We start from the raw sequence: 26612 nt of genomic DNA on the forward strand, positions 1-26612 counted from the left end.
TCTTACTCGTTTAAACCATTTACTACACGCGAGAGGCCGTCTTTCATCAGCTCCTCGCCGAAATTGATCAGTAACCCTAGTCGGCTGTTCGTCAGTCGCAGGTAAGTCAGCAGCACCTTCTTATGAACCGGAGCGATTTTCTCGATGGACTTCAATTCCACGACCAAGCGGCGTTCCACGAACACATCAATTCGGAAGCCAACCTCCAGTTTTGTGTCGTCCCACACTACGGGAACAGGGACCTCCGCCTCCACCTGAAGTCCGCGTTTACGCAGCTCATGCACCATCACCGCCTGGTATACGGATTCCAACAGTCCTGGTCCGAGCTGGCGATGGATCTGGTACGCCGTGTCGACGGTGGTTCGTGCTAGGTCGTTCTCGGTCATGGCGGGATGAGCCTCACGCAAAGGCGCAAAGCTCGCAAAGGGGGGAATTCAGTTTCCTTGGCGCCTTTGCGCCTTTGCGTGAGGCCTCGTTCATCATTCGGGCCCTACTGCTGCTAAATGCCGACTGCGGTGTACGTTTCTGATCCAACTCTCAGGAACCTGCGCTCGCTGAGCGGGGCTCAAGACTGGAATCGCCTTGCCATCCATCAGGGGCTGATGGTCTCCGGGAACTAGGAGCCAGAGGCCGGGGAGTCGGCCGTCGCGGCCGAGGGCGTCTCGGAGACGGTCTAGCAGGTCGAGTTGCTCGTAACGGCCGAGCAGGTTCGCGTAGGTCAGCAGGACGGTGCGGTCGCTGCCGCGGATCTGCTCTTCCATCTGCTTCACCGCCCGACTGACCAGCATCAGCAATTTGCGCCAGTCGCCGCTGCCGGGTTTGGCATCGGTCTTCAAGACCAACGTCCAGTCGACGCGGGCTTTCTCGGCGGCGGCCTTGAGCTGCTCGAGGAACGTCGCCTCAAAATCGACCACTTCCACCGAGAAGCGACGCGCGATCTCCTCGACCGCTTGTTGGTAATCGCGAGGGTGGACCAGTAGCGCCAAAAACGCTCCGTCGCGGGCGGCTCGCTGCAGCCGCTCTTCAAACTGCCGCGCATCGGCTTCCTCCGGCGAGAGCTCTCCGGCCGGCAATGGTCCCCGGGTGGTCGGTTGGCGCTGCAGCGTCTCGCTGCCGCTGGTGACGGTGAAGCCGCTCCCTCTGGGGCCGACGTAGCAGCCGACGCCGCGTCGACCGTGTTTGCGGTAATCGGCGGCTGGGTCCCAGCGGAGTTCCAGCCCTGCGGCGCGGAGCATATCGTCCAGCTGTGGGCGTCCGGGCAGCGGCGCCGCGTCAGGATAGCGGCCCTGCACCCGCTCGAGCACTTCTTCGACCGTCAATTGCTTCACGCCGACCAGCGCGTTGTACGACAGTCGCAGTGCCCGAGTTGCCTCCATCCCGCGGGGATAGATTTCCTGACGGCTGGAAACCGCAGCGGTTTCGGATGCCGCAGTGGCGAGCCGCAGCAGGCGGGAATCGGTCAGCGGCTCGGCTTCGTGCGGCAACGGTACGGCCCGCAATCGCTCCATCGCGCGAGCGGGAGCGGCCAGGGGATCTTCCGCGGCGAGCTGATCGGCCACGCGGCCGAGCGAGAAAGCGTAACCAGCGAGCTCTTGGCCGGTGGCGACGATGACGCGTCCGCCCTCGCGGCGCACCAGGAAACGCGGCTCGGCCGTGGTGCGTTCCACTTCTAGCGCGGCACGTGTGACCGCTGCCGCCAGCTGCGACCGCATCGGCTCGTCTTGCACCGAACCACGCGCGGCGAGAACTGCCTCGCTGAGATCCGCGGCGGACAGCACCCCGCCGGCCGCGACCAGAATCTCGTGGATCTCTTCTCGCAGCCGGCTGATCGCAGCATCCCGCCGCCAGCGTTCTTGCAACTTGCCCACGATCTGCCCCACGCGGGCTCGAGTCACCTCGACGCAGCGAGCCACGTCCGACTGCGTCGCCCACGCTTGCTGTGCATCGGAAGCGAGTCCCAGGAGGATTTCGAGCACCCGCTGCTGCGCCTGCCCGGCTCGAGTGCTGGCTTTCGTGACGCGACGAATCAGCAGATCCACGCTGAGGCTGTCGACATCCTCGTCTTTCGCCTCTTCATCGCTTACCTGCGGAACGCCGCCCGCCTGCTCAGGTCGTCCCAGCCGCTCTCGCAGGATGCGGATCGCCAGCGAGATCTCGCGACGCGTCTTGTTGCCCACGCCGCGCAACCGCAGGATGCGGCGCATCGGGAAGGTCAGCAGATCCTCGACGGTGAGAATGTTGGCTCGGTCGAGGGCGTTGGTGGCGCGGGTGCCCAGGCCTAATTCCGGGATTTGAGTGTCGAACGTGGCATCGGCGAGCAGCTCCCGCAGCTGATCCTCGTCCTCGACGTCGGTCAGCGCTCCGGCTTCCTCGACGCCTTCGAAGCTCAGCCGCCAAGCCCGCTGCATCTCCTCGGCGTTGTCAAAACGCTCGCTGGGATCCCGCCGCAGGGCTTGCTCGAAAAACGCGGTCAGCGATTCGCGTAGTCCGCTGTCGAACAGCTCCGGATTGATCGTCACTTCACAGCTGTCGGGCAGCTGTGACGGTTCGGTGATGCCGTCTCCCCACAGGGGCAACGTGCCGGTGGCCAGTTCGTAAAGCGTGACAGCCGCGGCATAGCGTTCCGCGTGCAGGTCCCACCGCGGAGGCGAGGGCTTGCGCGTTGGGAGCGTCGGGTCTAGGTAGTGCTTCGTGCCCGCACGGATGTTTTCCGCTGGCGTGCGGGAGAGCGAGAAGTCGAACACTAAAGCGTGAAGCCGGTTGCTACGGCCAGCTTGTGCCACAGCGATGTTGTCCGGCTTGATGTCGCGGTGCGGGATTCCCTGCTCTTCCAGGAAATTCAAGACGTCCAGCAGGTCTTCGCCGAACCGCTGAAGCAGATCGATGTGAAGTCGCCCGTCACGCCGCACCCGCTGGCCCAGCGTCTCGATCTTCTTCTTGGCTCGCTCGACGAAGGCCGGCTTCATCAGGAAGCCAGCGTACGAGCCGATCTCTACGGGTGAATCCAGCTCGACGATCCGTGCGTGCCGCAGCTTGCCGAGAATCTCCGCCTCTTCGTGGATGCGGTCGTTGTGATCGGTGTCGTTGGCAACCTTGAGGATGAAATTCTGCTCGCCCCGTTCGACTAGGAACGCGATCGACGTCGACCCTTCGCCGATGCGGCGGACAACGGTGTAGCCGCCAGGGAACGTGTCCCCTTTGCTCGCATGATGCGGATCGTCGACGTGGTCGACGTCGGGACTGGCCACCTCCGCTTCGACCGCGTCCAGATCCTCGAGAAAACGAGCCACGGACTCGGGGCGATTGGGTACTTCAGGGTGCGTGCTTTCCTGGACCAGCGACTGGAGTGCCTCACCGGCGCCACCAAGGACCGAGCTGATCTGCAGCCCGCGGGTCTCGCGGAGCTTGTTGCTCAGCTCCAGGCCATTCGCCGCGGGGGCTTCCCCGGAAAAGAGGTGATAGGCGATGCAGCCGAGCGAGAAGACATCGAGGTGTTCGCCGGTGTTGTCCCCGTCGGACATGGCTTCTGGCGCCATGTAGGCGGTGCTGATGTCGTCGACCAGCTGATCCACATGGGACGTGGCGGTGATCTCGCGGGAGACGCCGCTGGACGCAGTGCCGCCGCGGTAGCCGGCCTGCCAGTTGAAGATCTTCACCCGGGGGCGACCGCCAGCATTGGTAACCAGGATGTTCTGGGGGCTGAGGGCGCGGTGGACGATTTTCTTCTCGTGGGCGTACTGCACGACTTCAGCGATTTGCCGCAGGAGCTCGAGGCGAGCTTCGGGAGTCAGCTTGGCGCCGCGTTGGGCCAGGAAGTGGTCAAGCCGCAGGCTGAGCGGGTCGTGCTCGAAGATCAGCGCTGGGCCCAACTCGTGCTCGGTGAACCCGTAGATGCGGAGGATGCCGGGGTGCTCGAGCGTTTCCAGCAGCTGGGCTTCGCGCATGGCCGCCCGCTGGATCATCTGCCGGTCATCGTCGTTGGCACTGGTGCGAACGAGATAGATACGAACGCGGCGCCGCGTCTGAGACAGCTGGACGTGCGTCGCCAGCCAATCCTGGTAGGCCGGACGGCCGCCGAGCTCTTTTCCTTCGCCAAGCAGTTGCTTCAGCTCGAAGTCACTGACTTTGCGATGCCGTCGAGACGGCCGGATACCGGCTTGGTCCATCGCCTGGCAGATCAGCCGCGCGGTTTCGCGGTCGCCGCCTCCCTTCGGATGCGGATCGAGTCCCGGGCACTCCCGCCGCTCAAGAGCCGCCATGATCCCCGGCCGCGGCCCCTCGGACTCCTCTCCGCCGTCACGAATGCAGACGCGGTAGGCGGCGGTGCCTTCCAGCTGGAGCCGGAGGGCGGGAGCCGAGCAGAAGACCAGGGACTCGATGAACGGGACCCGCCCCCGCTTGCGCTTGACGACTTTCTGCCGCCCGAGCAGCGAAGCCAGCTTTTTGGCCTTTTGGTTCGCCAGGTACAGCGGGTTATCGGTCGTGACGAGTTTTCCGTCCGGCTTCTGCCAGGTCCACGTGCCGGCATCCCCCCGCAGCTCACCCGGCTGGGATTTGATCTCGACTAGGAACAGCCCGACCGGGGAAAGGACGAGCAGGTCGACTTCGTTGATGCTGCCGTCATCGGCGATGAACTCGAAGTTCGACCACGCGCGGAACGGCTCGCGCTCGGGCAGCCGCTCGCGGACAAAGTCCAGCGCGTCGCGTTCCCAGGGAAACTGCGACTCCGAAACGGTCGTCCAAAACTGCGAGCCCATACCTGATTTGCTTTCCACGATGCCCTGATGCCGCCCTGCCCCCGGGCATTCACACTACTTCGGCTGTTGCCGCTGTCCGGATCCAGAGCTACGAGAGCTTTCGATCCGTGCGAGCAATTCCTCGAGATCAGCGATCTTGAACAGCCGATAGCCGTTGATCGGGTTGCGGTGCTCGGGCAGCTTGCCGCTGGATCCCCAGCTGCGGAGCGTATTGGGGGAGACCCCCAGAAAGGCCGCCGCTTCTTTGATCGTGAGATAATCGTCGAGATTCGGCATCACCCGCCCCTCCTCCGGAGGAAATCCGCCCCCGCACAACCCGGGCACAAGGATGCACGAACCCTACCAAACCCGAGGGCGCGAGAGAAGCTGGCATACGGATGCCGCTAGCGAGCGACAGAGGCCGAAATGGCCGCTGACCTACATTCGGCATACATCGTTGGGGCGGAGCGGCACGCGGTTATTCATTGAATAGTCGAACGACCTCCGCCGTTTCTTAGCACCAGCGTTTCACCTTCCCCCATTACGACCAGCTGATACCCCACACCGGAAGCAACCATCCGGGACTTGACCTCTGCGAATGCTTCGTAGGAATCTGGCCAGACTGCAATACTCACGGCTTTTCCCTTGGATCTGATTTCTAGTATCAGCTGCTCTATGCGTTTCCATCCGTCAGAGGTGGCAACCGGCCAGCCCGATCCCGCTAACGGTGTAATCATCAATTCGGTAGCCAGGCTTCCAGCAGTCGTAACATGCCGGCTATTGACGCCTAGACCAAAGGCGTCAGGCTCCATCGCCAAAAACACCCTCTGAGATTGCAGCAGCAGCAGGACTGATGCTGCATTCGAGTCCCGCACACGCGGCACCTGCAGGGTCTGTTGCTGGTCTGCCAACGTGGTGCGCAGTGCAGCAGTCGCTTGGTTCACCTGGTTCTGGACGGCCTGCAGTTCCGCTGGAACTCGTCGGTTCTCTTCCTCGAGTCGCGAGTTTTCGGCGAGGACTTCCGCGAGTTGCCGTGTCTGCGACGCATTCATCGCCGTCATCTCGGCAAGCTCACTGGTCAACTGGTCCAGTTGCGCCGCGAGCTCCTGAAACTGCGCGTCTTCGGGTAACTCGGCACGCGCGGGCGAATTTGCTAATGACTGCTGAAGATCAGCATGTTGGGCGGCTAGCAAATCGAGCTTCGTGATTAGCTCGCGGACTTCATCGGGCGTTGGCGGTTGCTGGTCTGACCTCTCTGGGGATTTAACGATTGCACGCGTCTGAATCATGATGGCCAGCAGGATCGCCAAAAAGACGATCCCGCCGAAGGTGTTGCAAATCGTATCGAGAAACAGGTCGAAACTCGAGCTGTCGGACATTTCTCGCTTCACGGCGACTCATCCACTTCGAAGGCCATATGGATGGTTCGATTCGTCCCGATGACGTCGTACCCGAACGTTGCGTGGTCCATCTCCAGTTCCGCTTGCAGACGCTCGAAGTCACGAGCGCCGCCCGGGCGAACAAGGAGTAGAATATGTCGCGACTGCAGGTCCGTATGATCTAGCCACTCACGAAACTGATGTATCCTCCCTAGCCCATTCCAGCGGAGGGTTTTCTTGCTGAGGGCGTCGCTCAGCTCGATTTCCCCATCTCCAAGCGTTAGCAGAGTGAGATACTGCCCGTCGGCTGTATTGTCACGGTAGATCAAAGGATCTTCGCTTTCGATCTCGTTAATGCGACGGCCCATTTCCTTCAGCCTCTCTCGCAGGTCGGCGATCAGTTCCCGGTCGTCCGCAAGAGCGGCGGATTTCTGCAGGAGCGCCGATTCGGCCTTCTGAGCCTCCTTGAGGCTCCGGTCCGCCCGTTGATTCTCCACTTGCGCGCTGGCAAGTCGCTCGCTTGCCGCTTGCGCTGCATATCGCAGTTCCGCAATCTTAGCGTCGCGGTTGAACTCGTTGAGGTTGGCGAGCTGCTTCTGGCTCGACATGCGTCGCTCAAACTCTGCTTGCATCTTCTCGACCTCCGCCTCGAGAGAGGCGAGCGATGTCTGGAGCTGCTCGATATCAACCGTGGGTGGACTGGTCGCTGCCTCGACGCGTTGGGCGAGCTCGAGCACGAGTATCAACGTGATCAGGATAAAGATTCCAACCACTGCGGTGATGATGTCCTGGAAAGCGAAGAAGGAAATTCCGGGACCAACTGAGCGACGTTTCATGTAATGGCCGAAGGAAAGCGGCTTCGGTGGGGTAGCCTACTGGACATGGTGCCAGTCAGACATCGCGAGATTGCTCGAATGGCAAGATTCGGATGCGACTGACGATCTGCTTCAAGCAGTATTCTTGGCAGTCGTCGAGAAAGACTTCTTCTGCCTTTTTCTGCGCAGTAATCCAGAGCTGCACTACCAAGGCAATTACGAGTGCCAACAGCGTCGTCTCGAACGCGGTGCTCAGTCCGCCGGTTACTTCACGCAGGGAGCCGACGATGCCGCTGACATCCGATTGCTGCTCCAGCAGTGAACTGAAGTTTCCAATCGCCGATGCGAGACCGAGAACTGTGCCGATGAAGCCGAGCACTGGGATCGCCCAAAGGAACCCGCCAAGTGTCGCGAACGACGTCTGATGCGCGGATTCGTCCCTCTCGGACAGCGAACGAAGTATGTCGTCGACGTCGGAGACGCGGCCGAGGTTCTTGAGGTTCGACACCGCGACAAGGATCCGGTTGTAAACGAGGAACCGTTCTGGATCCTCCGCAATCGCATGGATGTTTCGGATCAGGTGATCAGCGGTTTGCGACGAAAGTACGAAGTCATGCGTCTCGGGAACGACGGAATGCGACAACGCTCGCCGCTGGACTCCCAATTTGCTGCGTTTGAACAGAAGAATCACTACGCACCAAAATCCCAGAAAGACGGCGAAGTATTGGGTTGGCCCTCGATCGAGGAGCATTGCACGGAAGTGATGCTCCGGTAGGAAGTAGACGGCGGTATAAAACATCGTGGTTAACACTGCCGCAATCAAGCCTGAAAATGCAGTGTTAACAGCGGTGCCATTGCCAGCGGGAATGCCGAGACGTCGTTCTGGATCGCTGCGTAGAACGCTTAGCGGTCGCGGAAGCGGTGGAGAAGTTAGATAAGTCACAGTCGTTGCTGCCCTCGTTTCGAAACGAAGCGGGATCTGGATGTTGGAGTAATATCTGCTATGAAAACGCTTCTATGGCTTCGAGTCCGAGCGTTATTACTATGATTGGGGCAGCAATCAGCAAAACCAGCCATACGAGCGCGGTGATGCCGCTAAACATCCACAATGAGCTGAGCCGCTTTAAGGCTTTCAGAGCATTCGCCTGGTTCTGATCGTCCCGAAATTCTGACACCCAGTTGCAATAACGGATGACGAGGATGCCCGAATACAGAATGGGACCAGCGATTGCGAGGCCGGTCATGGCCCATATTGCGGCGCCGAACGTCTCTGCGCGGCTTTCGCTATTACTAGCCGCCATGAGCAAAACGACGATTTGGGCCAGAACTTGTAGGCTGGCAAGCGAAATGAGAAAGATTCCGAAGAACAGTGCCCAACCACGTCGACGATGCATCTCTGTGGCCAGGAGCGACCAGTCATTTGGGTTGCCAGTTGTTGTAGTGTCGTATGCTCCGAGCGACAGCGTAGGGCGGCGGCTGAATGGTGATGCGGCATGGCCAGGTTGAATAGGACTGAATCGTTGCGGGAGGGATTGCTCTGCCGGTTGCCACGAATCGAAGCCGGCACGCCAGACGAGGGTGGTGCGGTCGACGACGCCGCCGTCAATCCACTCCATTAGCTTCTGAGTCGAGACCGGACCTCGGCTCTCTTCTCCGATATGGGCGTACCACTGAACCTCCGGATCTGCAGCGCTCCCTGCTTTTGCTGTGAGTGGCTGAGGGGTGGCAGGCTCCGCACCACCGGTCGAAGTCTGCGGCTCTACAGCCTGAGTCGTCGACGAGGAAGCGGATTGCGGAGCGGGCCTTCGGAAAAGCGAGTCGAACGTCTCAGCTTTGGACCAGGAGAGGCCATCCGGCGACAACTCGTGCAGACGAGTGATCTGGCCGCGTCGCACAAGCTCTTGTACCCGCTGAGCTGGAAGCGGTCCGAGGGTACGGCCGCGGAAACGAACGAAATATTGGTCCGAGCTGTCGGTCATGAGAAAGCGTGCTGCTCAGGAATCGGTGTTTAAGGGAGAGCCAAGGAAGAAAAGCGGACGGCCGGCGGTCAAATCGGCGGAGGTCCGGTCAAGCTTCGGTTGATCGGACTCCCACGTTCCAACTGGGACCCAGGTGACCCGGCCCGGGTCGGAGAGCGAGGCACGCACGATTAGCAGGAGCCCTGTAGTGTCAGGAGCGTCCTTCACGTGAGCGTCAATCGATCCCGAGGAGTCCCGGGTCAGGAACCCTATCCAACGGTATCGCCGCTCAGCGAGGGTGTGCAGTTCGCGAAGACTCGACGGATCGGTTCGATAGGCAGATGAGAGTGCCGCTACGACTTTCTGTTCGATCTCGGGATCCAGCTGGCTGTTCGCTGGTCCCGCCACGTACCACTGTTCGCGGAACTCGCCCCGAGCCCGAAGCAGTTGCAGCTCATCAGCGAGAAGCTCCTTGAGGGCGGGGTTGCCCTTGCAGGCTCCTTCGAGCAGATGGAGAAGCAGCATTTCCTTAATCGTCCCGTCAAGATCCGGGCGACTGCGGAGTTCGGCTATCGTCCTCAGGAATGTTTGATTCCAGTTCGTGAGGAAGGCGTTGCGCTCACTCTGTCCCCGCTCCGACAACCAGCGGATGGTCGATCGTGGTTCCGGGAGCGTCGTGATCGGCTCACGCGCTGGCTCACCCGCGACCGCACCGCTTTCAGTGCTCACTACGTCAATGCTCGTCGTGCCTGAGTTGCGGTTGTCAAACTTCTCGGGGTACCGGTCTTGGTAGCTCTTGTAGACGAAGTAGCGGTTCTTTTCTGCGTCGATTGCGGTGTTCAGCTCTGCGATGACGGTCTGCGGTAGTTCGGCAAAGAGTTCATCAAGAACTTTGGTACGATTCGCGACTTCCTCCAAACGCGTGCGCCACTCCGGTGCCACTAGTTCAGCAGGGTTTTGCTCCAGATCTCGCCGGAGTTCTGCGTTGCGTTCGAGAAGGGACTGGGCCTGATCGGGCGTCAGGCTTGCACTCAGTGACGAGGAAAGGGCCGCCGCTACGCTGTTCCAAGCGAGCGCACGCTCCCAGAGGGGCTGTTCGGTCGCAGCTTGAGCGAACTCATCGGCGGCCGGAGAATCCGGAGCGTCACGCGCGAATGCCTCAAGCCCTTCGGCAAAAGCCTTGAGTGAAGGGGCGTCAATGACGCGTTGATGGGCGCGCTCAATGGCATCCATCTGTTGACGTTGCTCTTCCACGGCCTGTTTCATCGCCGCGGCCCGCGAGCGAACGAGATCGATTTCGCCGCTAGCTGCGGATCCTCGTCGCGGATAGGTCGCTTCTAGGTGCTTCAGCTTTGCGATCAACGCAGCAATTTCGGCGGTTTCGATCCTCGACGCCGACATCGACTCGAATTGGTCGAGTTGCCGGGTAAATTCGGCAACCGCGGTCGTGACCGCTTTCGAGTGCTGCGCCGTTACCTCGCTTTCCCACTGCGAACGACGACGGCGGATGCGGAATGCAGACGCTTTCTCTTCTTCGTTGGCAGCCAAGTTCTCCGCACGAGCCAGTGCCGATAAGTCGATATGCGCTGGGTCTTCGGCATCAGCTTGTTCTAAGTAGTCCGCAAACTGAGCAGCGCGGGAAGACTCATTGGCCAGCATCGTTGTTAGCTGACTCGCAAGCTGGGCTAATTGGGTACTGGCAGCGATCTGAGGCTGGCTTGACTCGATCCGCTTCCAGAGCCCCTCAGCCTCACTGAGCTTCTCAGCATCCAGCAATCCCTTAAGTTGAGCATGCGCTGCAGCGACTTTGCGCTCCTGGAGTGACTGGTATTGCCAGTAGCCTATGACGGCGGCCATGAGGAGCGTGGCGGCGCCAATGCCGGCGATGACGGCCTGCGTCTTGCGTTTTGCCGCTAGTTGCCGCTCTTCCATGGCGACTCGATATCGCTGCTGTAATTCCGGACTGAGCGGCTCATCGAATCGGGTGGCTTGGTGGAAAGCACGTTGAAGGTCAGAGGCCGGGGCATGGGCATCAAGGGCTGCTTCAAAACCTGCGACGGCGACGGCATGTTCTTGCCGGAGGTTAGCCTCTCGATCGATCTCCTCTAGCCAGAGCAGCGCCGGCTCCGCGTGTTCGGCTAGGTCAGCCGGAATCGCGTCAGTCATTCGCTTCTCTGTCGAGCGCAGTTCGTCTCGCAGGCGTCGGGCTTCTGCCTCATTGAACTCATTGAACGCGTCATGCAACTGCGGCACGAGCACTCGGAGGCGCTCAAGATGGGCTTCATGCGCGAAGCGACGAAGTGCGGTGCGTGCCTGGTCAACCAGTTTCGGGTCCGGCGTGTTTCGCCACGACGGATCAGCCAGTTCATCAACGATGGACGCGACCTTGTCGGTATCCTCGGCCTTGATCGCAGCTTGTAGTTCCCCGGGGATTTGCTTGAGCCGAGCCTCTTCCCAAGATTCGAGGTCCTCTTCCCACACGCTGCTCGTTAGGTCGAGCGCCGCGAGACGACGGAGAATTCTCAACCGCCACGCTAGCGGAGCACGAGCGATCGCCAGCCGACGATGTTGCTTGAGAATCTTGTTAAGAGGCTGCGTTTCGACGATCGCCTCGTTCAACTGTTCCGCCGCATCCCGATCGAGGTCGGGCGGAAGCGGAATCGCGAGGAACTGAAGGATTTCGAACCAGTCCTCATACTCGGGGAAGTCGAGGTTTGCAGCGCCTTCGATCGCGTTTGGGTGCAGGCTGGCTCGCTGAATTGCTTCGCTGCGCAGCCCCTTGCGGAGCAGTTGTGCTGCATCGCGCAGACGCTCGTTGACGCGAGTGACCTCTTCGGAGTACGCAGCAGCCAACGGCCGCATGGACTCGACCGAAAGCCCATCCCGCTTGTCTAGGAGCTGACGAATTTGATCAACAGGTGACGTCATGTTTAATTGAATGCGATCAAAACTTAATGAGTATGGTTATGTTCTTCTCCTGCAGAATCGCAGGTCGGGCCAACAAGCCGCCTTCCGGAAGCGTTTCAAAACTCAGTGTCCCGAGGTCTACCTCAACACCGCTGGCGAACTCTGCGAGAGAATTTTTTAGGTTTGCAAACTGATCGACTAGTTCCGCGGCCTTTTCCGCTAGATCGCTGAATTCTCGGGCCTTTTTCCTCAACGCAGTTTTTGCGTCATCCGTCACCACACCCGCCATTTCGGCTTTGATGGCTGCAGTTCTATCTTCGTACTCAGACTTCAGTCGCGAAGCTTCCTTGCTCAAGCTGTCATGTCTCTCGATGAGATTCGCAATCCCAGTAATAGCCTTCTCTTTGAGGGTTACGCCTTCAAGCGGAATGGTCTTCTCGGGGCCATCATCGATTGGCGTGAGTGATGTTGACTGGTGAAGCGCACGCAGTACTTCAGAAGTCTTGCATGTTCGCTCGTAATCCCGCCGCACATTGGTTGCAATTCTTTCAAGCTCTTCTAATCCGTCGATGCTGGGTCTGCTAGAATCGAAGACAATCCGCACGATCACTTCGTTATTTGCTGCTGACGAAAATGCGGAAACCAGTGGGTTTTTTGAAAATGGAGTTGAGACCCTGCTGTAATTTTTGAATTCTTGAATTTGGGAGATTTGAGAGATCGCAAAGGGCTTATCCATCGCGATTAGCTTCCGATTCCTCGCTTCCTGATTGAGCTTCCTCGTCGTTAGTCGCACTGGGGCGACGCGTTCGATCTCCAGAGCGTTTTTGTCGGGATAGTACCATGTGCTTCCCTGCGCACCCTCGATTTTATCGAACGGTATTCGTGCCACGCCGTCGATGGTGCCCACAGCCAAACTTTCTATATCGAGAGACACTCGAAACGGCCCAAATAAAGCCATGCGTTCGGCGGCGGCTTTCTCGGCGGCGGCTTTCTCGGCGGCGGCTTTCTCGGCAGCGGCTTTCTCGGCAGCGGCTTTCTCGGCAGCGGCTTTCTCGGCGGCGGCTTTCTCGGCAGCGGCTTTCTCGGCGGCGGCTTTCTCGGCGGCGGCTTTCTCGGCGGCGGCTTTCTCAGCAGCAGCTTTCTCAGCAGCAGCTTTCTCGGCGGCAGCTTTCTCGGCGGCCGCTTTCTCGGCAGCCGCTTTCTCGGCAGCCGCTTTCTCGGCGGCAGCTTTCTCGGCGGCAGCTTTCTCGGCGGCAGCTTTCTCGGCGGCAGCTTTCTCGGCGGCAGCTTTCTCAGCGGCAGCTTTTTCCGCTTCAGCCGCTGATCCAGCAGTGTCCTTGTTAGATGCCACAGACGCGGAAACTCGGTGGTAAATCTGAGGAACGCCGAATACCGCAGCAGACCCGGCCAGCACGGCCAATAAGGCGCCCAATATGTACGCAGCTTTCAGGTTTCGACTCGCCGTCGGTGCTTTTTCTAACGGAGGACCGGGAGGCAACCTGCGGCTGCGCAGAGCGGGTGACGGCGGAGGTGAAAGGGTGTCCTTGCCGGGTGGGGGGGCAGGGAGCGGAGTATCCGCATACGCCAGGGCTCGTGCATCGGGTTCGGGTGCGGTGGAGGCACGGAATTCGTGGGCCGCTGGAGCCCCCGTTTGCGCACGCTCTGTAAAAGCAGAACTCGGCGCCGGTTGTAGATCGACCGTCAGGTCAATTACCTGCCCGCGTGCCGCCGCGAGCCTTGCTTCCTCAGATCCTTCGACGACGCAGCGGACGCGGCAGTCGATGTCGGGAGAGAGGTTCGCGGCATAGGTGCTGAAAGTGGCTTGCCAGCGCTCACTCGCCGGAAGCAAGGCAATTGATTCATCGATCAGCTCAAGGAGTTTCGATTGCTGGGCGAGAGAGTAAACGATCCAAGTCGGCTTGCTCGAGCGAACAGTAAGTGCTTCGGCAACGACGCCGCCCCATCCGGCATCACCGGTGATCGACTGCCAGGCGTGGCAGATCGCCGGCTGTTGGTCGCCCTGTGGGATCGCGGGACCGGTCGCGGGCGTCTCGCAATTGCCGTCCCAGTTGGATCGCATCACTCCCGAGTGACGCAGCAGCCAAGCGGGCCCGGCGGCAGGTGCCTCTGCCGCGTCGACGACCACGTGATGTGCAATCTTATTCGTGCGACCGCTGTAGTCGGTGCCATAGTCGCCGACGCGGGACAGAACGGAAAGACTCTGCCCCGAGAGAGAGATCCGGAAGTGCGAATATGCCACCGGATTCTCGCTCGCTTGCGGATGCTGCGGTGGAAAAAGCTGGCGATATCCGGAAAGTGATTCCAGCCGGTTCGCCAAATTCAGTGGCATTCCGGCGGTGCTGAGCACCGTGCAGAACCCCCGGCTTCCCTGTCGCAGCCCTCGCGGGGCGGACGTGTAAAGCAGTTCGACACTCACGACGCTTGTCCGCTTTGAGGAGAGATAATGTGCTGAGAACCAATAAGACCTCTCGCCGACGAATTCAGCGCGTACAGCATCGGAACTTCGACCCAGTAGGGATCCATGTCGCGAGGACGGATACCAAGCGAGCCACTCTCCGGGTCCAGTTCCGGGCTACGGCCCGTGGCACTCACCGGAATGAAGGTCAAGTCCCGGGCAAATCCTTCCGCCGCTGCAACAATCTCTGGGCACAGCTCTCGGAGCAGGTCGCCAACTTGGCTGGAGATCGCCTGAATTCGGTCTCGGTTCAGCGAGCGGACACTTTGTCCTTGGATATCGAAGTACGGCTCATCGCGGGACGCCTCGGGCAGCAGGCGGTGCCAGCTGTCCCATTTGGTAACAACGATGACCAATGGGCGTTGGTGCAGCTCGTCTTCCCGAAGTCCCGCATGGCGACGCACGCGCTGGATCGCTTCCAGCAGAATTGTGTCCTGACGAACGCTTGCCTCACGGTCTAGTCTCGCCGTCCGGCGAGTCATTTGTGGGTCCTCAGACTTGCCTTCGCATGCGCGACGGAAACGGGGATCCTGCGTCGGATCGAAGCAGAAGAATAGGCACGACGACAGCGCTAGGTGTCGAGTGACCGGACTGGACACTGTATCCGCGCCTGGAAGGAAGCTCTCCCCCGCGTTGTCATACAGGCACATAATCCGTGAGATTCGCTTGCTGCGGGCATGGTTGGGATGCTTTCCCAGTGGCTGCAGCGTGAACATGAACGGGCGTGGCAGCGTGATGGAGTGGTCACCCATGTTGACCAGATCGTACAGGTCGCCCTGTGTTTCCGTTTTCGCGATCGCTACGAGCTGGTCGGGATTGGGATTAAGGAACTGCTGTTCCTCGTATTGATGCAATCGTGCATTGGCGGATGCATCGGCATCGTTCATTGATACGCTGAAGTATCGGGGAAGCGTCTGTCGCATCTTCCAGGTCATTGAGGCGAGGAAGTAGCTTTTGCCGCAGGCAGGGGCACCCAAAATCGAGAAGAAGATCGACGGTACTTGGTAGAACGGTCGCGGGACCTCAAGGTGGCAGTTCGGGCACGCCATTTTCGTCGCGCGATAACCTCCCTCGTCGATAGCATCCCCTTCAACGGAAAACCGTGACGGAAGAAACCGTCGCGCATGCTCAAAGCCGAGCTTGGCATCTCCCGAAAGATCCGGATGTTCAGAAATCCATAGCGACTCTTCGGGTGCAAATCGCTGCCAGCAGTGTGGGCACGTCACCTCTGTGAGCAGAGTTAAAGCGGAAGCAGGAGAAGCAGCTGGCATGCGCGAGTTTGTTCCAGTGAAGAAGCGATGGGTTGTCAGTAATGGCAGAAATCCCCGAGCCCCAGGGGATCACGCGTAAGTCGTCGGTCAGAGGAGTAAGATCGCCGTCCACTTGGCGACGCCATCGCCGCTCCTCAATGAAGAGGCTTTCGTGGTGAGGAGCTCAGATGCGGCGTTGGTGGTCTCGTGACTCCGGCGCCGGTTGCGGCTCGCGAATGGTCGTGAGTGCCCGACTTTGTTTCAATGACAACTACTGACCTCGGAGTAGTCCTCTCTCACAATCCGGACAGTCGGCACCCCCCTTGCCAGAGCAGACGGTGCATTTGAGCCGAACCACCTCCTCTCCGTAGACTGGGCCCGTTTTCCCTGGGGCGACCATCGCCCGTCCCACGACCACCTTCTTCTTCGCGGTGACGGCGCCACGGTTGCATCGCGAATTTCGGCAGTCAAGGAAGCCCACTCCGTTGCAGCGAGAGCACCACAGTTCTGGCAAGATGCCCGTTGGAGGCTGCAGTCTCGACGCCGGTTCCGGGCTCGCAGTTGGGGCTCGCCCCGCAGACGGTGCCGGCCCACGCGGGGTATCCCCGTACACGAGAACGCAGAAGATAGAAGATCGGTACCGCTCTACGATCTCCTGCTTGCTCAGATGCTGGCCCGGCGGACCAGGTTGGGCGAGCGAAATTTGAGGTGCGGTTGCCGCAAGCCATTTGCGAGCCTCCAGGCCGAACACGCCGATGCCGCGTTTTTCGTCCGTCAGCAAGCTGTCGATGGTGCCGTTCCCCAAGCTTCTCGCGGTGGCGACTCCCACCGCCGATCCGTCGAGTCCGAATATCGGTCCACCACTGTTGCCAGAGTCGATCTTGGCGTCCGTCCACAACTCGCGGGTTACGGGGTGGATTTTGTTCAGTAAGCCGCCGCTCACCGTCAGCGAAGCGCCGAATCGCTGCGGGTCGGGGTACCCGCAGATCAGCAGATCGCTGCCTTCCGTCGGTTGGGAGAGACAAAATGGAACTGGAGGAACATTGAGTCCATCGACTCGCAGGAGGGCGAGATCCGGTCCTCCAGGCGATGCGAGAATCACCTCCGAAGCGAGGAGTGGCTTACCGCTGGTGACGGACGGTGAATGGCCCTCGTTCCAGACCGCCAGCGCTTGCGTCCGCGTTGTTTTCTCCGCCACGTGCCGGTTAGTCATCACCCAATTGGGCGCGATGACGAAACCGCTTCCACTGCTCAGTAGTTCTAAGCCCTTCAAGCTTGTCGGGAGCGGCAGTTCGCTCGGCTCAGTTGCACCGGCGGATGAGGTTTGCGTTTCGGCCGCGGGTGCTGTGCTGTCGGTGAGGTAGAAGAAAAAAGGCGGAAGTGCATCGATCTCGTGCCGCGAGGAAACGTTCGCGCTTTTCAGACGGAGTTCACTGAGCTTAGCGGAGTTGATTGCCAGCCGACTGCCTGTCTCCGCAGCTTTCTCCGAAAGCAGTCTCGCGTTATGGATGAGAACGCCATGCGCTGATGCTGACTCGAGTTCCAGGGCCTTGAGCAAGAGGACGGCTGCGGTGGACCCTCGGTTTTCCTTGATTTCGCAGACGGCCTGGTTGTTCAGCACGGAAACGAGGGTCTCGTGATGGCGCTCGGGGAAGTTCTCACGCTGGGCCTCGATACGGCGTTCAACTTCCGCCAAGATTGCCCGCGCCTTGCGCGGTTCGTTTTCGATCGCGGCCGCGGAAACGGCCGCGTACAGCCCAGGGATAGGGCTGGAGGAAAGCTGGTTGTGGATTGCAACGAAGGTTCCGAAGGACGTTGCTGACCGCTTCAGGAGTTCACCGGCGGGAACTTCGCACAACTCCACCGATTGTCGGTCGTCCGCGTCGAACAGCCGCAGCTCGAGCCACAGGACGTCGTCTTGGGACAGCCGTTGAATCGGCACCGTAACTTCGTCGCCTGTAGCTTTTCGTAGGGTGACGTTTCCGTCTGCTTGAGACACGTAGGAAGCGTCAACGCTGAAGTTGCCGAAGCGGGCCTTCCACGTCCTGACCTCCGAGGTGTCCCCGTTCGCTTCCGCAGCGTGTGACGAGATGCTCCCAAAGCAGGAGAGCACGGAGCAGCAGATGAAAAATAGCCAGCGCACTGGAGGGCCCCCGAATGGTAGTGTCCGAGGAAAGCAGTTTACACACGGGAGGTGTGTCGAAAAGCCCTTTCGGGGGGAAAAGTCGCTGTGGATCTCCGCGGCCCGTCCGTTCGTGATTCCTGCGCGGATTACTGCAGGAGCCCACGCCTAGCTCAGCGGCGTCTTCCTCTCGGAACCCGCTGAAAACGTCAGGTATTCGGCTGGCACGGCTTCGGTGAGCCAGACTCCGTTGGCCGACTGGTAGAACTCGTGGCCGGTCTCGTGCATTCGGGCGGCGGCCACGGTCAGGACGATCGGCTTGCCGCGACGCGAGCCGACCTTGGTGGCCGTAAGCTCGTCGGCAGAGAGGTGGACGTGGTTGCGAGACCGCTTGAGTAGGCCGTGCTTGCGGATTCCATCGAGGAAAGCTGCGACGGTCCCGTGGTAAAGAGCATCGGGCGGACTCGCCGGTTCCAGCTTCAGGTCGACCGCCGTGATCGAGTGACCCTGGTTGGCTCGAATGCGGAGCCCGTCGTCGCTGAGCGAGAACCGCTTCTTGTCGTTGGTCGCGACCACCTCATGCAGGAGTTCCAGCGTGAGCGAGTGCCCATGCTGGTTGCCCTTGTCGAGCAGCACAGCGATCCCGAGCCAGCCCTCCGGATCGAGCTGCACCCCGATCACCTCCGGCTTGTGCCGCAAGACAAGGCTGAGGAATTTGCTGGTGGAGACGAGTGACTTATTCATGAGATTCTGTTCGCTTCATGGGGTCTCGTGTCGTGCACCGCACGATTTTGGGCCACTTCGCTGATGCGGTCGAACGCTGCTTCTGCAAGCGGGGCGGAGGATCCACAGCCTCCGAACCGCCGCCTGACCGATTCCCGGCGACGCTGGTAAGCTGGTGCCGCTTCCCGCAGTTAGGCAGGGCACCGTTTCCCGTCGATCCCCCGGCTCATCGCAGGCCTTCATCTATGGCATCGCTGACTGGTAAGTACTTCCCACTGGCCGACGAACCGACTACCGAGGACCTGGTGCCTCTCGGAGTACCGGACAAGACGGGCGTGCGAGCAATGGCCACAGGGGATTCGAGGAAACCGCGAAAGGGCGAATGGTACCTGTCGGGGGCGATCGTCGAAGCGTATCGCGCCCCAAGTGACCTCTCCAGTGAGTTCCACATTGCGAGACTGGTCGTAATGTGAGAATGCCGCCCGACAGCCCCGTAACCGCTACTTGAGCAGTCGCCGCATCGCGCCTGCGACGCCGAGGGTGACTTCGGTCATGCGGGCGTAGTCGAGGGTGTCGGGGGTGTCGGTTTCGAGGTGGTAGTTGGGATTCCGCAGGAAGCTGGTGTCGGTCAGCATCAGGGCCGGGTAGCCCTGGTCCCAAAAGGAGCTGTTGTCGCTGAGGCGGATTTCTTGGACCGTTTCCGGCAGGCAGATCGAAAACAGGGGCAGTCGCGTGGCTCGCTTGAAGCCGCGGCGGAAGGCCCAGGCCAGCTTCCATGACGGCGGGTTGCCGACGGCGGCCAAGAAGTTGCCGCGGCGAGGGAAGAAGCGGTGCAAGCGGGCGGGAATGGTCGCAGGGACTTGCTGCGAGCCGAGCTTGTCGCTGAAGTACCCGACCATCTCTAAGCAGAGCATGCCGACGATCCGGTCGCCTCGCTGCCGGCACTGGCTGGCGTGATGCTGGCTCCCCATTTCGCCAAAGTTGAAGAAGAGCGGCTCCTCGCAAGCAAACGCGACGTAGCGTGCGGTCCGTCGGCCGTCATGGCTGTGGAGCAAACGGCTGACCTCCAGCAGGACCGCGATGGCCGAGGCGTTGTCGTCGGCTCCGGGCGTTGTGCTGACCGTGTCGTAATGGGCACCCAGCAGGACGATCTGGTCGGAGCGGCTTGTCCCCCTCTTCTCCACGATCAGATTTGTGGCCTGCTCGCCGAGGGCGACGTAGGACTCCCGCTCGACCTCAAAGCCGATCTCTCGCCACTGATTCTCGAGGTACCCGATGGTGGCCGCGATCGTCTTGGGGCGCGCGAGCGTGCGGGGGCCGATCAGCCCGGCGAGGATCTCGACGTGCTGGTGGAGATTCGCTTCGATCGTTTCGCGGTCGATGGTCATCAGTACGGTGGGGCCAAACGCCGGAAGCCGTGAACCAGGACTACCGCGAGAAACAGTAGATTGCGAGGGAGCACGGCCACGGGATTGACGCTTATGGCTTTCGCGGGAGCCGAGGTGCTCCGGACCTCGGCTAACTGCTGTGCCAGGCGAGCCATCCAGCGGACGCTTCGCGGCCACTCGCAGAGCCGGTAGACCCACTCTTTCGGAATCCCCTCGCGACCGACTCCCGCTCCGACTATTCCGCCCACGATCGCCGCAGTAGTATCCGCGTCGCCGCCGCACTCGATCACCGCGGTGACTGCCGTAGCGTAGTCGGTTGGATGGGATAGCCAGGCGTGGATCACGACCGGCACCGTGTGGTACGTGTACCCGGTGACTCCCTTCTCCAAGCCGAGTGAGGCGGCAAGCGCTCGGGTCGATTCGCCAGCTGAGACGCTCTCGCTCGCCTGGCGGACCAGGGCGACCAGTTCGCTAGCTTCCTCGCCGACGCATTCGGTGAGCGACTGCAGGAAGTGGCTCGGATCCTGCATGCCCGCCCGTGAGGCCTGAGCCGCGAGTGCCACAGCGATCGCACCCGCCTCGGCTTTCGGGTCGGTGTGCGTGAGCCGCGAGGAGGCTTTGGTGAAGCGGAGAAGCGTATCTCTGTCGTCAAACACCGCTCCAAGGATCGCAGCTCGCATCGCTGGTCCGTTGCCGGCTGAAAAGACGCCGGCGGTTGTGGGCGAGGCGCCCAGCCAGAGTTTGATTCCGCTGCGAGCCTTCGCTTTTCCGACACCAGCCGGCAGGGCGAGGATCCACCAGCGGAGTCGCCATGCGAGCCGATGTGCGAAATCGTCCGCGTCGTCGCCCGCTTCGATCAGCGACTGCGCGACCATCAGCGTGTGCTCGGTGTCGTCAGAAATCATCCCGCGGCCGAACAGGAAGCGATGCCGCGTCGGTGGCCCCAGCAGGCGTGGAGCCCGATCGCGCGAGACGCCTTCGTACGGCAGCCCCAACGCGTCACCGACCGCGGTGCTCAGGATACAGCCAGCAATTGCCTCGACGCTCATGCGGTCTCCGTTGTCTCATCCATCGAACCTGCAGAGCGACTTATTTCTCCGGCTCCGGCCTATTCATAGGCTTGGCATACAGGTCGCGCAGAGCAGGCTCCAGCTCCGGGTAATGGAATTCGAACTTCGCGTCCGCCAGTCGTTCCGACACCACGTACCGGCCGTAGAGGGCCAGTTCGGGATCCGTCCGCAAGAACAACGGAGCGCCGATCCGCACCATCCACTCGAGAGCTGGGAAGCCGATGGGCATGCCGAGAACTCGGCGAAGCGTGCGCATGAACTCAATCTGCGAAACAGGATTGGGTGAGGACGCAATGTACGGGCCCGACATCGTTTCATCCGCGATCGCCTGAGCGAACAGACGATTCAGGTCGGTCTCATGAATCCAGCTCATCCCCTGTGTTCCGCTGCCGACGCGACCGCCCAATCCCAGCCTCGCCAGCAGGCCGAGCGTCGAAAGGGCACCGCTGCCTGCACCCCGGTCACGTCCCACCACGAAGCTGGTCCGCAGAGTGACGCCGCGCTGCTCCGGCAGCTTGCTGTCGGCGAATTCCTGCTCCCACGCGCGAGCGATCTCGGGTGCGAATCCAAAGCCTTCGGCAGAGCTTTCCGTGCAAACGAGGCTCGGCGGGTCGCCATAGATATGAGCCGTGCTCATTTGCACCCAGACGGGCGGCGGCGATGCCACGGAACGCATCGCCACACCGAGGACCCGGGTCGCTTCGATCCGCGATCGCAGGATCTCATCCTGGTGATCCGGGGTCTTGATGCAGTTGACGGTCCGCCCGACCAGATTGATCACAGCATCGGCACCGTCGATCACTTCCACCCAAGAGCCGACCGAGCGGGCGTCCCACGACTGATGCTCACAAAGCCCGGGTTGCGTGGGCTTGGAGCGGGAGAGAATTGCAACCGAAGCACCGCAAGCGGTGAGGTGATCCGTCAAGGATGTTCCAATGAAGCCGCTTCCCCCAGCAACGACGACCTTCTTCCCGTCCAGCTTCGTCACCGGTTCTCTCTTGTTCGTCATTGAGGCGTGCAGCTCTTCAAAATCTCCTGGGTCAGGTCCTGGTGGGCTATTCCCTCGTACTCGAGCGGATCGCCGTAGCGGTCGCAATAGTCGCTGAGCACCTTCTCGAGGAGTTCCAACCCTGCTCGCCGGTCGGCAGAATCCTCGCCGGCGTAGGCGAGCGTGATTGCAGCTGCCAACCCGAAATCGAGGCAATGGGGATAATCACCGACGACTGCATGTTCAAATTTGTCGCGCTGGCGCTGGGTTTTGAACGGTGTCACCAGGTACGGAGTGCTCTCGATCTCGAGCAGGTATCCGTAGCGAGCCTCTTCGGGGCTGTCAGTCGGCCGCATCCGTGCGACGGCTCGCTTGTACTTGGTCTTCGAGGGGGTCGAGGCTTGCTGGTTAGGGAGTTGTTGGAGAACGGTCATGAATGGGGCACTGGTAAACGTTGAGGAAAGTTGGTCAGGGCGTTCCGTCAGGGACTCTAGCGGTGCTACCTGCGGCAGGTCATCGATCCCGACGCCGCGTTTGCCGAGCCGGCAGTTTGCGCTGCACTCAGGTGCGGCTGACGTCAGGAGAAAATCTGGTAGGGGGGAGCGAGGTGGAGGCGAACCCGTGCCGGGAGGCCAGCCATGCGAAACCAGCAGGTGCATCTTACTGGCAGGAATGGGATTGCGCCGGGTACTCACGGCGGCACGGCAGGCGTCCGCGGCGGCGGACGCATTAAGAACTGGCGCAGGATCTTAACCCGCAACGGCAAAGGAAGGGAGGACTCATCTCAAGGTGATCAAGTTGATGCGGCCTCGTGGGCCGCGTCGATGAGCAGCTGCCGGGGGCCCGCGTCGAGCGACGCTATCAGATCTCGGGCGGCTGCAGCGGCAGCCTGGACAGCATCTCCGCTGAGTAACTGGTTGACCAACTCCGCAGCCCGCTCTCGGTCGGGACGCGGCGAGCGGCGTGCTGTGGGCTTTCCGCCCTCAGTGGATCGGCCGTCGGTCGCCCTTTTGCCACCGCGTTCCTGCCTGCTCTTCTTGGTAGAGCATCCGTCGGTCGATGGCTCATCGCATGACGATGTCCCGGCGCCGCACGCAGCCAGCCGTTCCTTCTCCTCCGCCTTGAGCCTGTTGTAAAGTGCATTAAGAGTGACGTCCCCCGCCTTCAGAGTCTCGAAATCGTGGGGCGGTGCCGTCCGCTGTACCCAGGAAATCTGATTGAAGACGGATTTCGAGATGCCGATGTTTTCGCAAAAAGCGTCGACAGGAGATTTTGCGCCGTTGGTGCGTCCTCGCTTTCCGCGAAGGCGGTTTCCCTCCTCGACAGCCTTCTCATATTCGGGTAACGCTGCCAACGCGATCATCCATGCCGGGCAGTTCCGGCGTCCACGTTGGATCCTCACGGCATAGTGAAGTGGATTCTCGCGCTCAGGCAACAATTCCACCCACTCGCCTTGCCGCGCCGCGATCTGGGAAATGAGCTCTTCTCCGTGGCCAGACTCAACGAGGGCCCTCGCGCGGTGCCGGCCGTCGACAATCAGCCCTTTCGAGGTGATGACGATGGGGTTTATCAAATGGACTGGGCGGCCCTCGGGGGCAATCGAGCGTTTCAAGACCTGATACTCCTCCCGTTCCAGTTTGGGCATACTGAGCGCGGCTGGGTGGAGCCGGATCGACTCGTGCGTCAGCCATTTCTTGTCGCGGGCGGACAGGTACCTGAGCCGAGACACCTTGATCTTCGTTTTGGCCGCGGACGCCCTGGACGATTTTTGGCTCGCCCGTTTCTTTCGCATCAGTGTCGGCATCGTTTTCGATTCCTTGGTCGGAAGTATTGGGAGACACGGGGCTGTCTGGGAGTTCATGCGGACAGCCGACCAGGACTCGCCGCCTGGCACTCCCGGGGCGCTAACGGTAAGCGCACCTGGGTCACGATATTGTACCGAGGTTTAGGGGGCACGAGCAAACCGCCCGAATCCCGCGTCGTTTCATCAAGGGCGGGATGGCCAGATGAGAAGCTGAGCCTGGATCGAAGCGGTGGTCCTTACTTTCTTCGGGATTTCCCAAGGTTCCCAGTCGGTTGGAGTTCCGCGACCTTTAGTACCGCGGCCGCCAATACTTCCCGCTGGTCCTCTGACAGCAATTTGGGATTTCTTCCCCAGTCACGTTTGTATTCCTTCGCCACGTCGTTCAGCGGTGACTTGTTTTTTGGGGACTTCCTCTTCGATGAGCCGGCAGAGCCCTCGAGGTCCGCAAGGAGAGACGCGAGCGTCGAGAAGCAGACCTGCAAGTCCCTTTCCTTCTCGGCCTTGCGTTTCTTGTGGGGATGAAGCTTTCGCTCGAGCTCCCGAACCGTCCATCCCTCCGCAACGGCACGGTCTGCGAGCTCCCGGATATGGGTCTGCCGTTTCTGGCCCCTTTCGTCCCCCGTCTTGGTTCTTGACCAGGCTATGCCGAGTAGTCGCAACATGGAGAGAGACAGACCAGAGGCGGCCCACCTGTCAAAATCTTCGTCTTCGATGCTCGTGAGATGCTTGAACGAACGGAGTGCGCGGGCGTCGATGCCACAGAGGTCGCGTACCGGCTTTACGAGCTTTCGGTCCGCTTGCAGTTCCTGGAAGAACCTGAGGACTCCGAGCCATTTTGTCGGGTCCATCGACCGTTCTGCATACCCAGCCTGCAACTCCTTGAATTTAGGGCTCGTAACGCCCACTTGCTTCAGCGATTTCTTCTCATCCCCCTTCAGGTCCTTGAAGGAGCGAACTTGGGCCAGCTTGGCAGCTTCTCGTAATGAGGGTCTGGCCATGATCTTTAGCGGCGAGAGAGGGAGGATGATCGATCGGCAGCTGCCCCGCGGGCGTCTCGATGACGGTGACCGAAACAGCCGTAGCCTTGCGGAGGCCGAGGGCGTTGGCCAAGTCTACTGCGTCGCGGGAGTGAAAACGCCTCGGGTTCATCGGACGGACAGTCCCGCAGCGAGCGGACATCGGTATGGCTGGCGCGACCGGCGCCACCGTCACCGATCGACGCTCGCGTGGACGCCTGCGGAGACTCACCCACGCCGAGCAGCTGGAACACGGACGGAAGCGGGGCTCCCTGCTGCATCATCGTGTTGAGCTGAGTCTGTGCCTGGAGCGGGTCCGCCGGAGCGGCCGGACTGCCTCCGCCCGTCGTGACCCCTGCACCAAGCAGCGCCGACGAGAGCCCGCCGAACATCCCGGCCAGCCCCGCGCCGATCGTACCGGCGACCGATCCGCCGCCTGGCGCCGCGGCCCCCTGCTGCCCCATCACTTCATCCATCGCCGTGCGGAAGGCATCCATATCGCTCATGCCACGCGCGGCCAGTGAGCCAGCCAATTCGCTCACCATGCTCGCCTGTGCCTGCGACATCGGCTGCGGCTGACGGAGCCCCTGCTCCTGCAGATCCAACTCCCGGCCTTGGAGCTGGAGACGCTGATCGCCCTGCGTCTGCTGCAGACCGAGCATACCGGTCCGGTACTGAGCCAGCGCCTCGGCCTCGGCTGCCTGCTGCTCGAGCTGAGTCTGCCGGAACTGATCTTCGACCGCTTCCCGCCGGGCATCGAGCTGGTTGCGCTGCGCCATGGCGAGGAACTGCAGGCCCGCGCGAGGATCTTGAGCCATCATCTGCTGCATCGCAATCTGCTGCGGATTCATCGGCGTGAGCCGGTCGATCCGGGCGCCACGCTTCGCCAATGCCATCTGTTGCCGGATGGCGCGGGACCGTGCGAGCCGCTCCTCCCGTGCGTTCCGGGACGCCTCGTTTCGGGCGAGGAACTCCGCCTTCTGCTCGGGCGTCAGATCCGTCCGGCTGAGAATCAGCTGCTCCCGACCGACCGGCTGTCGGCCGCCGCCGTCCGTGTCCATCCCGTACCGCTGCTGCATCTGCGCCCGGCGAGCCTGCATCCGCGCCGGGTCCAGCTCCTCGGCCACGCTCGGCGAGACGCGGTTGACCTGCGGCCGCTCGGCAAACTGGATGTCGCCGACCATCTGCGGAGTGGGGGTGAACCGGCCGCCCCGCATCACGCCACTGCCGCCGACGCCGGAGATCGGGTTGTACCCGCCGGGGCGGCTGAACTGCTGGAGATACTCGGCGACCGACGCCTCCGAGTGATAGGGGCTCTGCGGCGCCCCCGGGCCGCCGAGTGCCGCGGCGCCGTCCTGGGCGATACGCTGCTGCATCCCCTGGGCGTCCTGCGCCCACTGCTGCCGCTGCATGAACGGTTGCGACGGGGGCATGTTCTCGAACCGGCCACGCATCCCCTGCACCGCGGCAAGGGTGTCGTAGAGCGATTGGTTCTCCGCGGACATCGCAGTTTGCGGCCGAGGCCCCGCCGCCATCGGCTGCGGTCGTTGAGTCGAGACCGGCACCTGATCGGAGCCCGTCACGTTGGTCCCGAGGTTCGGGGCGAGCCGCTGCGGCAGGGTGGACGTCACCGGAGCTGGCTGGCGCGAGAACGCCGAAACAGCCTGCGGATCGATCCGGCCGAGGAGATCGCTCATCGACGGGGCGTCGACCGGCTGGGCAGACGGCGGGAGAGTCATCCCGCCGTAGGCCGTCTCGAGAGGGGCCGACGGCGCCCGCCATGCGGAGAGAGGGTCGCGGCTGCGAGAGCGAAGCCGCGCCTGGCGGTCCATCAGCGCCAATTCCCGGGCCGCACTTGGATCGCTCCAATTGGTGTGCTTGCGGAAATCGTTCAGGCTTTTGGTGCTGCGAGGGGCCGGGCGTCCCTTGCTGCCGCCGTAGGGCGTGTAATCGTAAGCCATTGCTGCGACCACCAAGAGG

General features: G+C 61.4%; 20 protein-coding genes. 1 reads left to right on the forward strand and 19 read right to left on the reverse strand.

Annotated features, from left to right (window positions below; all coding sequences use genetic code 11):
- Positions 1-2: 2 nt before the first annotated feature.
- The 12 genes from GNK13_RS19390 to GNK13_RS19445 all read right to left on the reverse strand — a co-directional run bounded on the left by GNK13_RS19390 (position 3) and on the right by GNK13_RS19445 (position 18387).
- Positions 3-386, reverse strand: coding sequence for a GxxExxY protein (locus GNK13_RS19390; RefSeq protein WP_164104216.1), 384 nt, complete (start codon positions 384-386; stop codon positions 3-5).
- Between the two features lie 93 nt (positions 387-479).
- Complete coding sequence (gene pglW, locus GNK13_RS19395) at positions 480-4757, reverse strand: BREX system serine/threonine kinase PglW (protein ID WP_164104217.1); 4278 nt, start codon at positions 4755-4757, stop codon at positions 480-482.
- A 54-nt stretch (positions 4758-4811) separates the two neighbouring features.
- Positions 4812-5033: a MerR family transcriptional regulator gene (locus tag GNK13_RS19400; protein ID WP_164104218.1), complete on the reverse strand. Its 222-nt coding sequence runs from the start codon at positions 5031-5033 to the stop codon at positions 4812-4814.
- A 185-nt stretch (positions 5034-5218) separates the two neighbouring features.
- Positions 5219-6127 carry a hypothetical protein gene (locus tag GNK13_RS19405; RefSeq protein WP_164104219.1) on the reverse strand — a complete coding sequence of 303 codons (909 nt, stop codon included), beginning with the start codon at positions 6125-6127 and terminating at the stop codon, positions 5219-5221.
- Positions 6124-6951, reverse strand: coding sequence for a hypothetical protein (locus GNK13_RS19410; protein WP_164104220.1), 828 nt, complete (start codon positions 6949-6951; stop codon positions 6124-6126). The genes GNK13_RS19405 and GNK13_RS19410 overlap by 4 nt, the downstream gene beginning before the upstream one ends.
- A gap of 55 nt (positions 6952-7006) precedes the next feature.
- A complete protein-coding gene (locus GNK13_RS19415) occupies positions 7007-7753 on the reverse strand; it encodes a MotA/TolQ/ExbB proton channel family protein (protein WP_203545383.1) in 747 nt (248 codons plus the stop codon).
- Between the two features lie 178 nt (positions 7754-7931).
- Positions 7932-8909: a DUF4339 domain-containing protein gene (locus tag GNK13_RS21950; RefSeq protein WP_164104222.1), complete on the reverse strand. Its 978-nt coding sequence runs from the start codon at positions 8907-8909 to the stop codon at positions 7932-7934.
- Between the two features lie 15 nt (positions 8910-8924).
- The gene (locus tag GNK13_RS19425) at positions 8925-11816 is read right to left on the reverse strand and encodes a hypothetical protein (RefSeq protein ID WP_164104223.1); all 2892 of its coding nucleotides are present in this window, start codon (positions 11814-11816) and stop codon (positions 8925-8927) included.
- Between the two features lie 16 nt (positions 11817-11832).
- Positions 11833-14232: a GAP1-N2 domain-containing protein gene (locus GNK13_RS21555; RefSeq protein ID WP_203329156.1), complete on the reverse strand. Its 2400-nt coding sequence runs from the start codon at positions 14230-14232 to the stop codon at positions 11833-11835.
- The gene (locus GNK13_RS19435) at positions 14229-15542 is read right to left on the reverse strand and encodes a hypothetical protein (protein ID WP_164104224.1); all 1314 of its coding nucleotides are present in this window, start codon (positions 15540-15542) and stop codon (positions 14229-14231) included. Before GNK13_RS19435 ends, GNK13_RS21555 begins: the two co-directional genes overlap by 4 nt.
- 250 nt (positions 15543-15792) lie before the next feature.
- Positions 15793-17664, reverse strand: coding sequence for a trypsin-like peptidase domain-containing protein (locus GNK13_RS19440; RefSeq protein ID WP_164104225.1), 1872 nt, complete (start codon positions 17662-17664; stop codon positions 15793-15795).
- A gap of 147 nt (positions 17665-17811) precedes the next feature.
- Positions 17812-18387 (reverse strand): RNA 2'-phosphotransferase, encoded by a 576-nt coding sequence (locus GNK13_RS19445; RefSeq protein ID WP_164104226.1) that lies wholly within the window; start codon positions 18385-18387, stop codon positions 17812-17814.
- A gap of 224 nt (positions 18388-18611) precedes the next feature.
- Between GNK13_RS19445 and GNK13_RS19450 the strand changes: the two genes are divergently transcribed.
- Entirely contained in the window at positions 18612-18839 is a 228-nt protein-coding gene (locus GNK13_RS19450) for a hypothetical protein (protein WP_164104227.1), read from the forward strand.
- Positions 18840-18866: 27 nt separating this feature from the next.
- Here GNK13_RS19450 and GNK13_RS19455 read toward each other — a convergent pair whose 3' ends face one another.
- From GNK13_RS19455 to GNK13_RS19485, 7 genes are all read right to left on the reverse strand, one after another.
- Positions 18867-19754 carry a M28 family metallopeptidase gene (locus tag GNK13_RS19455; protein WP_164104228.1) on the reverse strand — a complete coding sequence of 296 codons (888 nt, stop codon included), beginning with the start codon at positions 19752-19754 and terminating at the stop codon, positions 18867-18869.
- Positions 19754-20803: an ADP-ribosylglycohydrolase family protein gene (locus GNK13_RS19460; RefSeq protein ID WP_164104229.1), complete on the reverse strand. Its 1050-nt coding sequence runs from the start codon at positions 20801-20803 to the stop codon at positions 19754-19756. The genes GNK13_RS19455 and GNK13_RS19460 overlap by 1 nt, the downstream gene beginning before the upstream one ends.
- A 40-nt stretch (positions 20804-20843) precedes the next feature.
- On the reverse strand, positions 20844-21812 hold the full coding sequence (locus GNK13_RS19465) for a TIGR01777 family oxidoreductase (protein ID WP_235935344.1): 969 nt from the start codon (positions 21810-21812) through the stop codon (positions 20844-20846).
- 17 nt (positions 21813-21829) lie between these two features.
- The gene (locus GNK13_RS19470) at positions 21830-22246 is read right to left on the reverse strand and encodes a hypothetical protein (protein ID WP_164104231.1); all 417 of its coding nucleotides are present in this window, start codon (positions 22244-22246) and stop codon (positions 21830-21832) included.
- Between the two features lie 359 nt (positions 22247-22605).
- Complete coding sequence (locus tag GNK13_RS19475) at positions 22606-23616, reverse strand: hypothetical protein (protein ID WP_164104232.1); 1011 nt, start codon at positions 23614-23616, stop codon at positions 22606-22608.
- 236 nt (positions 23617-23852) lie between these two features.
- Positions 23853-24614: a hypothetical protein gene (locus tag GNK13_RS19480; RefSeq protein ID WP_164104233.1), complete on the reverse strand. Its 762-nt coding sequence runs from the start codon at positions 24612-24614 to the stop codon at positions 23853-23855.
- Between the two features lie 5 nt (positions 24615-24619).
- Positions 24620-26593, reverse strand: a complete 1974-nt coding sequence (locus tag GNK13_RS19485; RefSeq protein ID WP_164104234.1) for a hypothetical protein — start codon at positions 26591-26593, stop codon at positions 24620-24622.
- Positions 26594-26612: the final 19 nt, after the last annotated feature.

This window comes from Candidatus Laterigemmans baculatus (assembly GCF_010367455.1).
GTDB classification, from domain to species: domain Bacteria; phylum Planctomycetota; class Planctomycetia; order Pirellulales; family Pirellulaceae; genus Laterigemmans; species Laterigemmans baculatus.

Coding starts and splice junctions, on each gene's coding strand:
- GNK13_RS19390 (WP_164104216.1), bottom strand. CDS start 386: ATGACCGAGAACGACCTAGCACGAACCACCGTCGACACGGCGTACCAG.
- pglW (WP_164104217.1), bottom strand. CDS start 4,757: ATGGGCTCGCAGTTTTGGACGACCGTTTCGGAGTCGCAGTTTCCCTGG.
- GNK13_RS19400 (WP_164104218.1), bottom strand. CDS start 5,033: ATGCCGAATCTCGACGATTATCTCACGATCAAAGAAGCGGCGGCCTTT.
- GNK13_RS19410 (WP_164104220.1), bottom strand. CDS start 6,951: ATGAAACGTCGCTCAGTTGGTCCCGGAATTTCCTTCTTCGCTTTCCAG.
- GNK13_RS21950 (WP_164104222.1), bottom strand. CDS start 8,909: ATGACCGACAGCTCGGACCAATATTTCGTTCGTTTCCGCGGCCGTACC.
- GNK13_RS19425 (WP_164104223.1), bottom strand. CDS start 11,816: ATGACGTCACCTGTTGATCAAATTCGTCAGCTCCTAGACAAGCGGGAT.
- GNK13_RS19435 (WP_164104224.1), bottom strand. CDS start 15,542: ATGCCAGCTGCTTCTCCTGCTTCCGCTTTAACTCTGCTCACAGAGGTG.
- GNK13_RS19445 (WP_164104226.1), bottom strand. CDS start 18,387: ATGAATAAGTCACTCGTCTCCACCAGCAAATTCCTCAGCCTTGTCTTG.
- GNK13_RS19450 (WP_164104227.1), top strand. CDS start 18,612: ATGGCATCGCTGACTGGTAAGTACTTCCCACTGGCCGACGAACCGACT.
- GNK13_RS19455 (WP_164104228.1), bottom strand. CDS start 19,754: ATGACCATCGACCGCGAAACGATCGAAGCGAATCTCCACCAGCACGTC.
- GNK13_RS19460 (WP_164104229.1), bottom strand. CDS start 20,803: ATGAGCGTCGAGGCAATTGCTGGCTGTATCCTGAGCACCGCGGTCGGT.
- GNK13_RS19470 (WP_164104231.1), bottom strand. CDS start 22,246: ATGACCGTTCTCCAACAACTCCCTAACCAGCAAGCCTCGACCCCCTCG.
- GNK13_RS19475 (WP_164104232.1), bottom strand. CDS start 23,616: ATGCCGACACTGATGCGAAAGAAACGGGCGAGCCAAAAATCGTCCAGG.
- GNK13_RS19480 (WP_164104233.1), bottom strand. CDS start 24,614: ATGGCCAGACCCTCATTACGAGAAGCTGCCAAGCTGGCCCAAGTTCGC.
- GNK13_RS19485 (WP_164104234.1), bottom strand. CDS start 26,593: ATGGCTTACGATTACACGCCCTACGGCGGCAGCAAGGGACGCCCGGCC.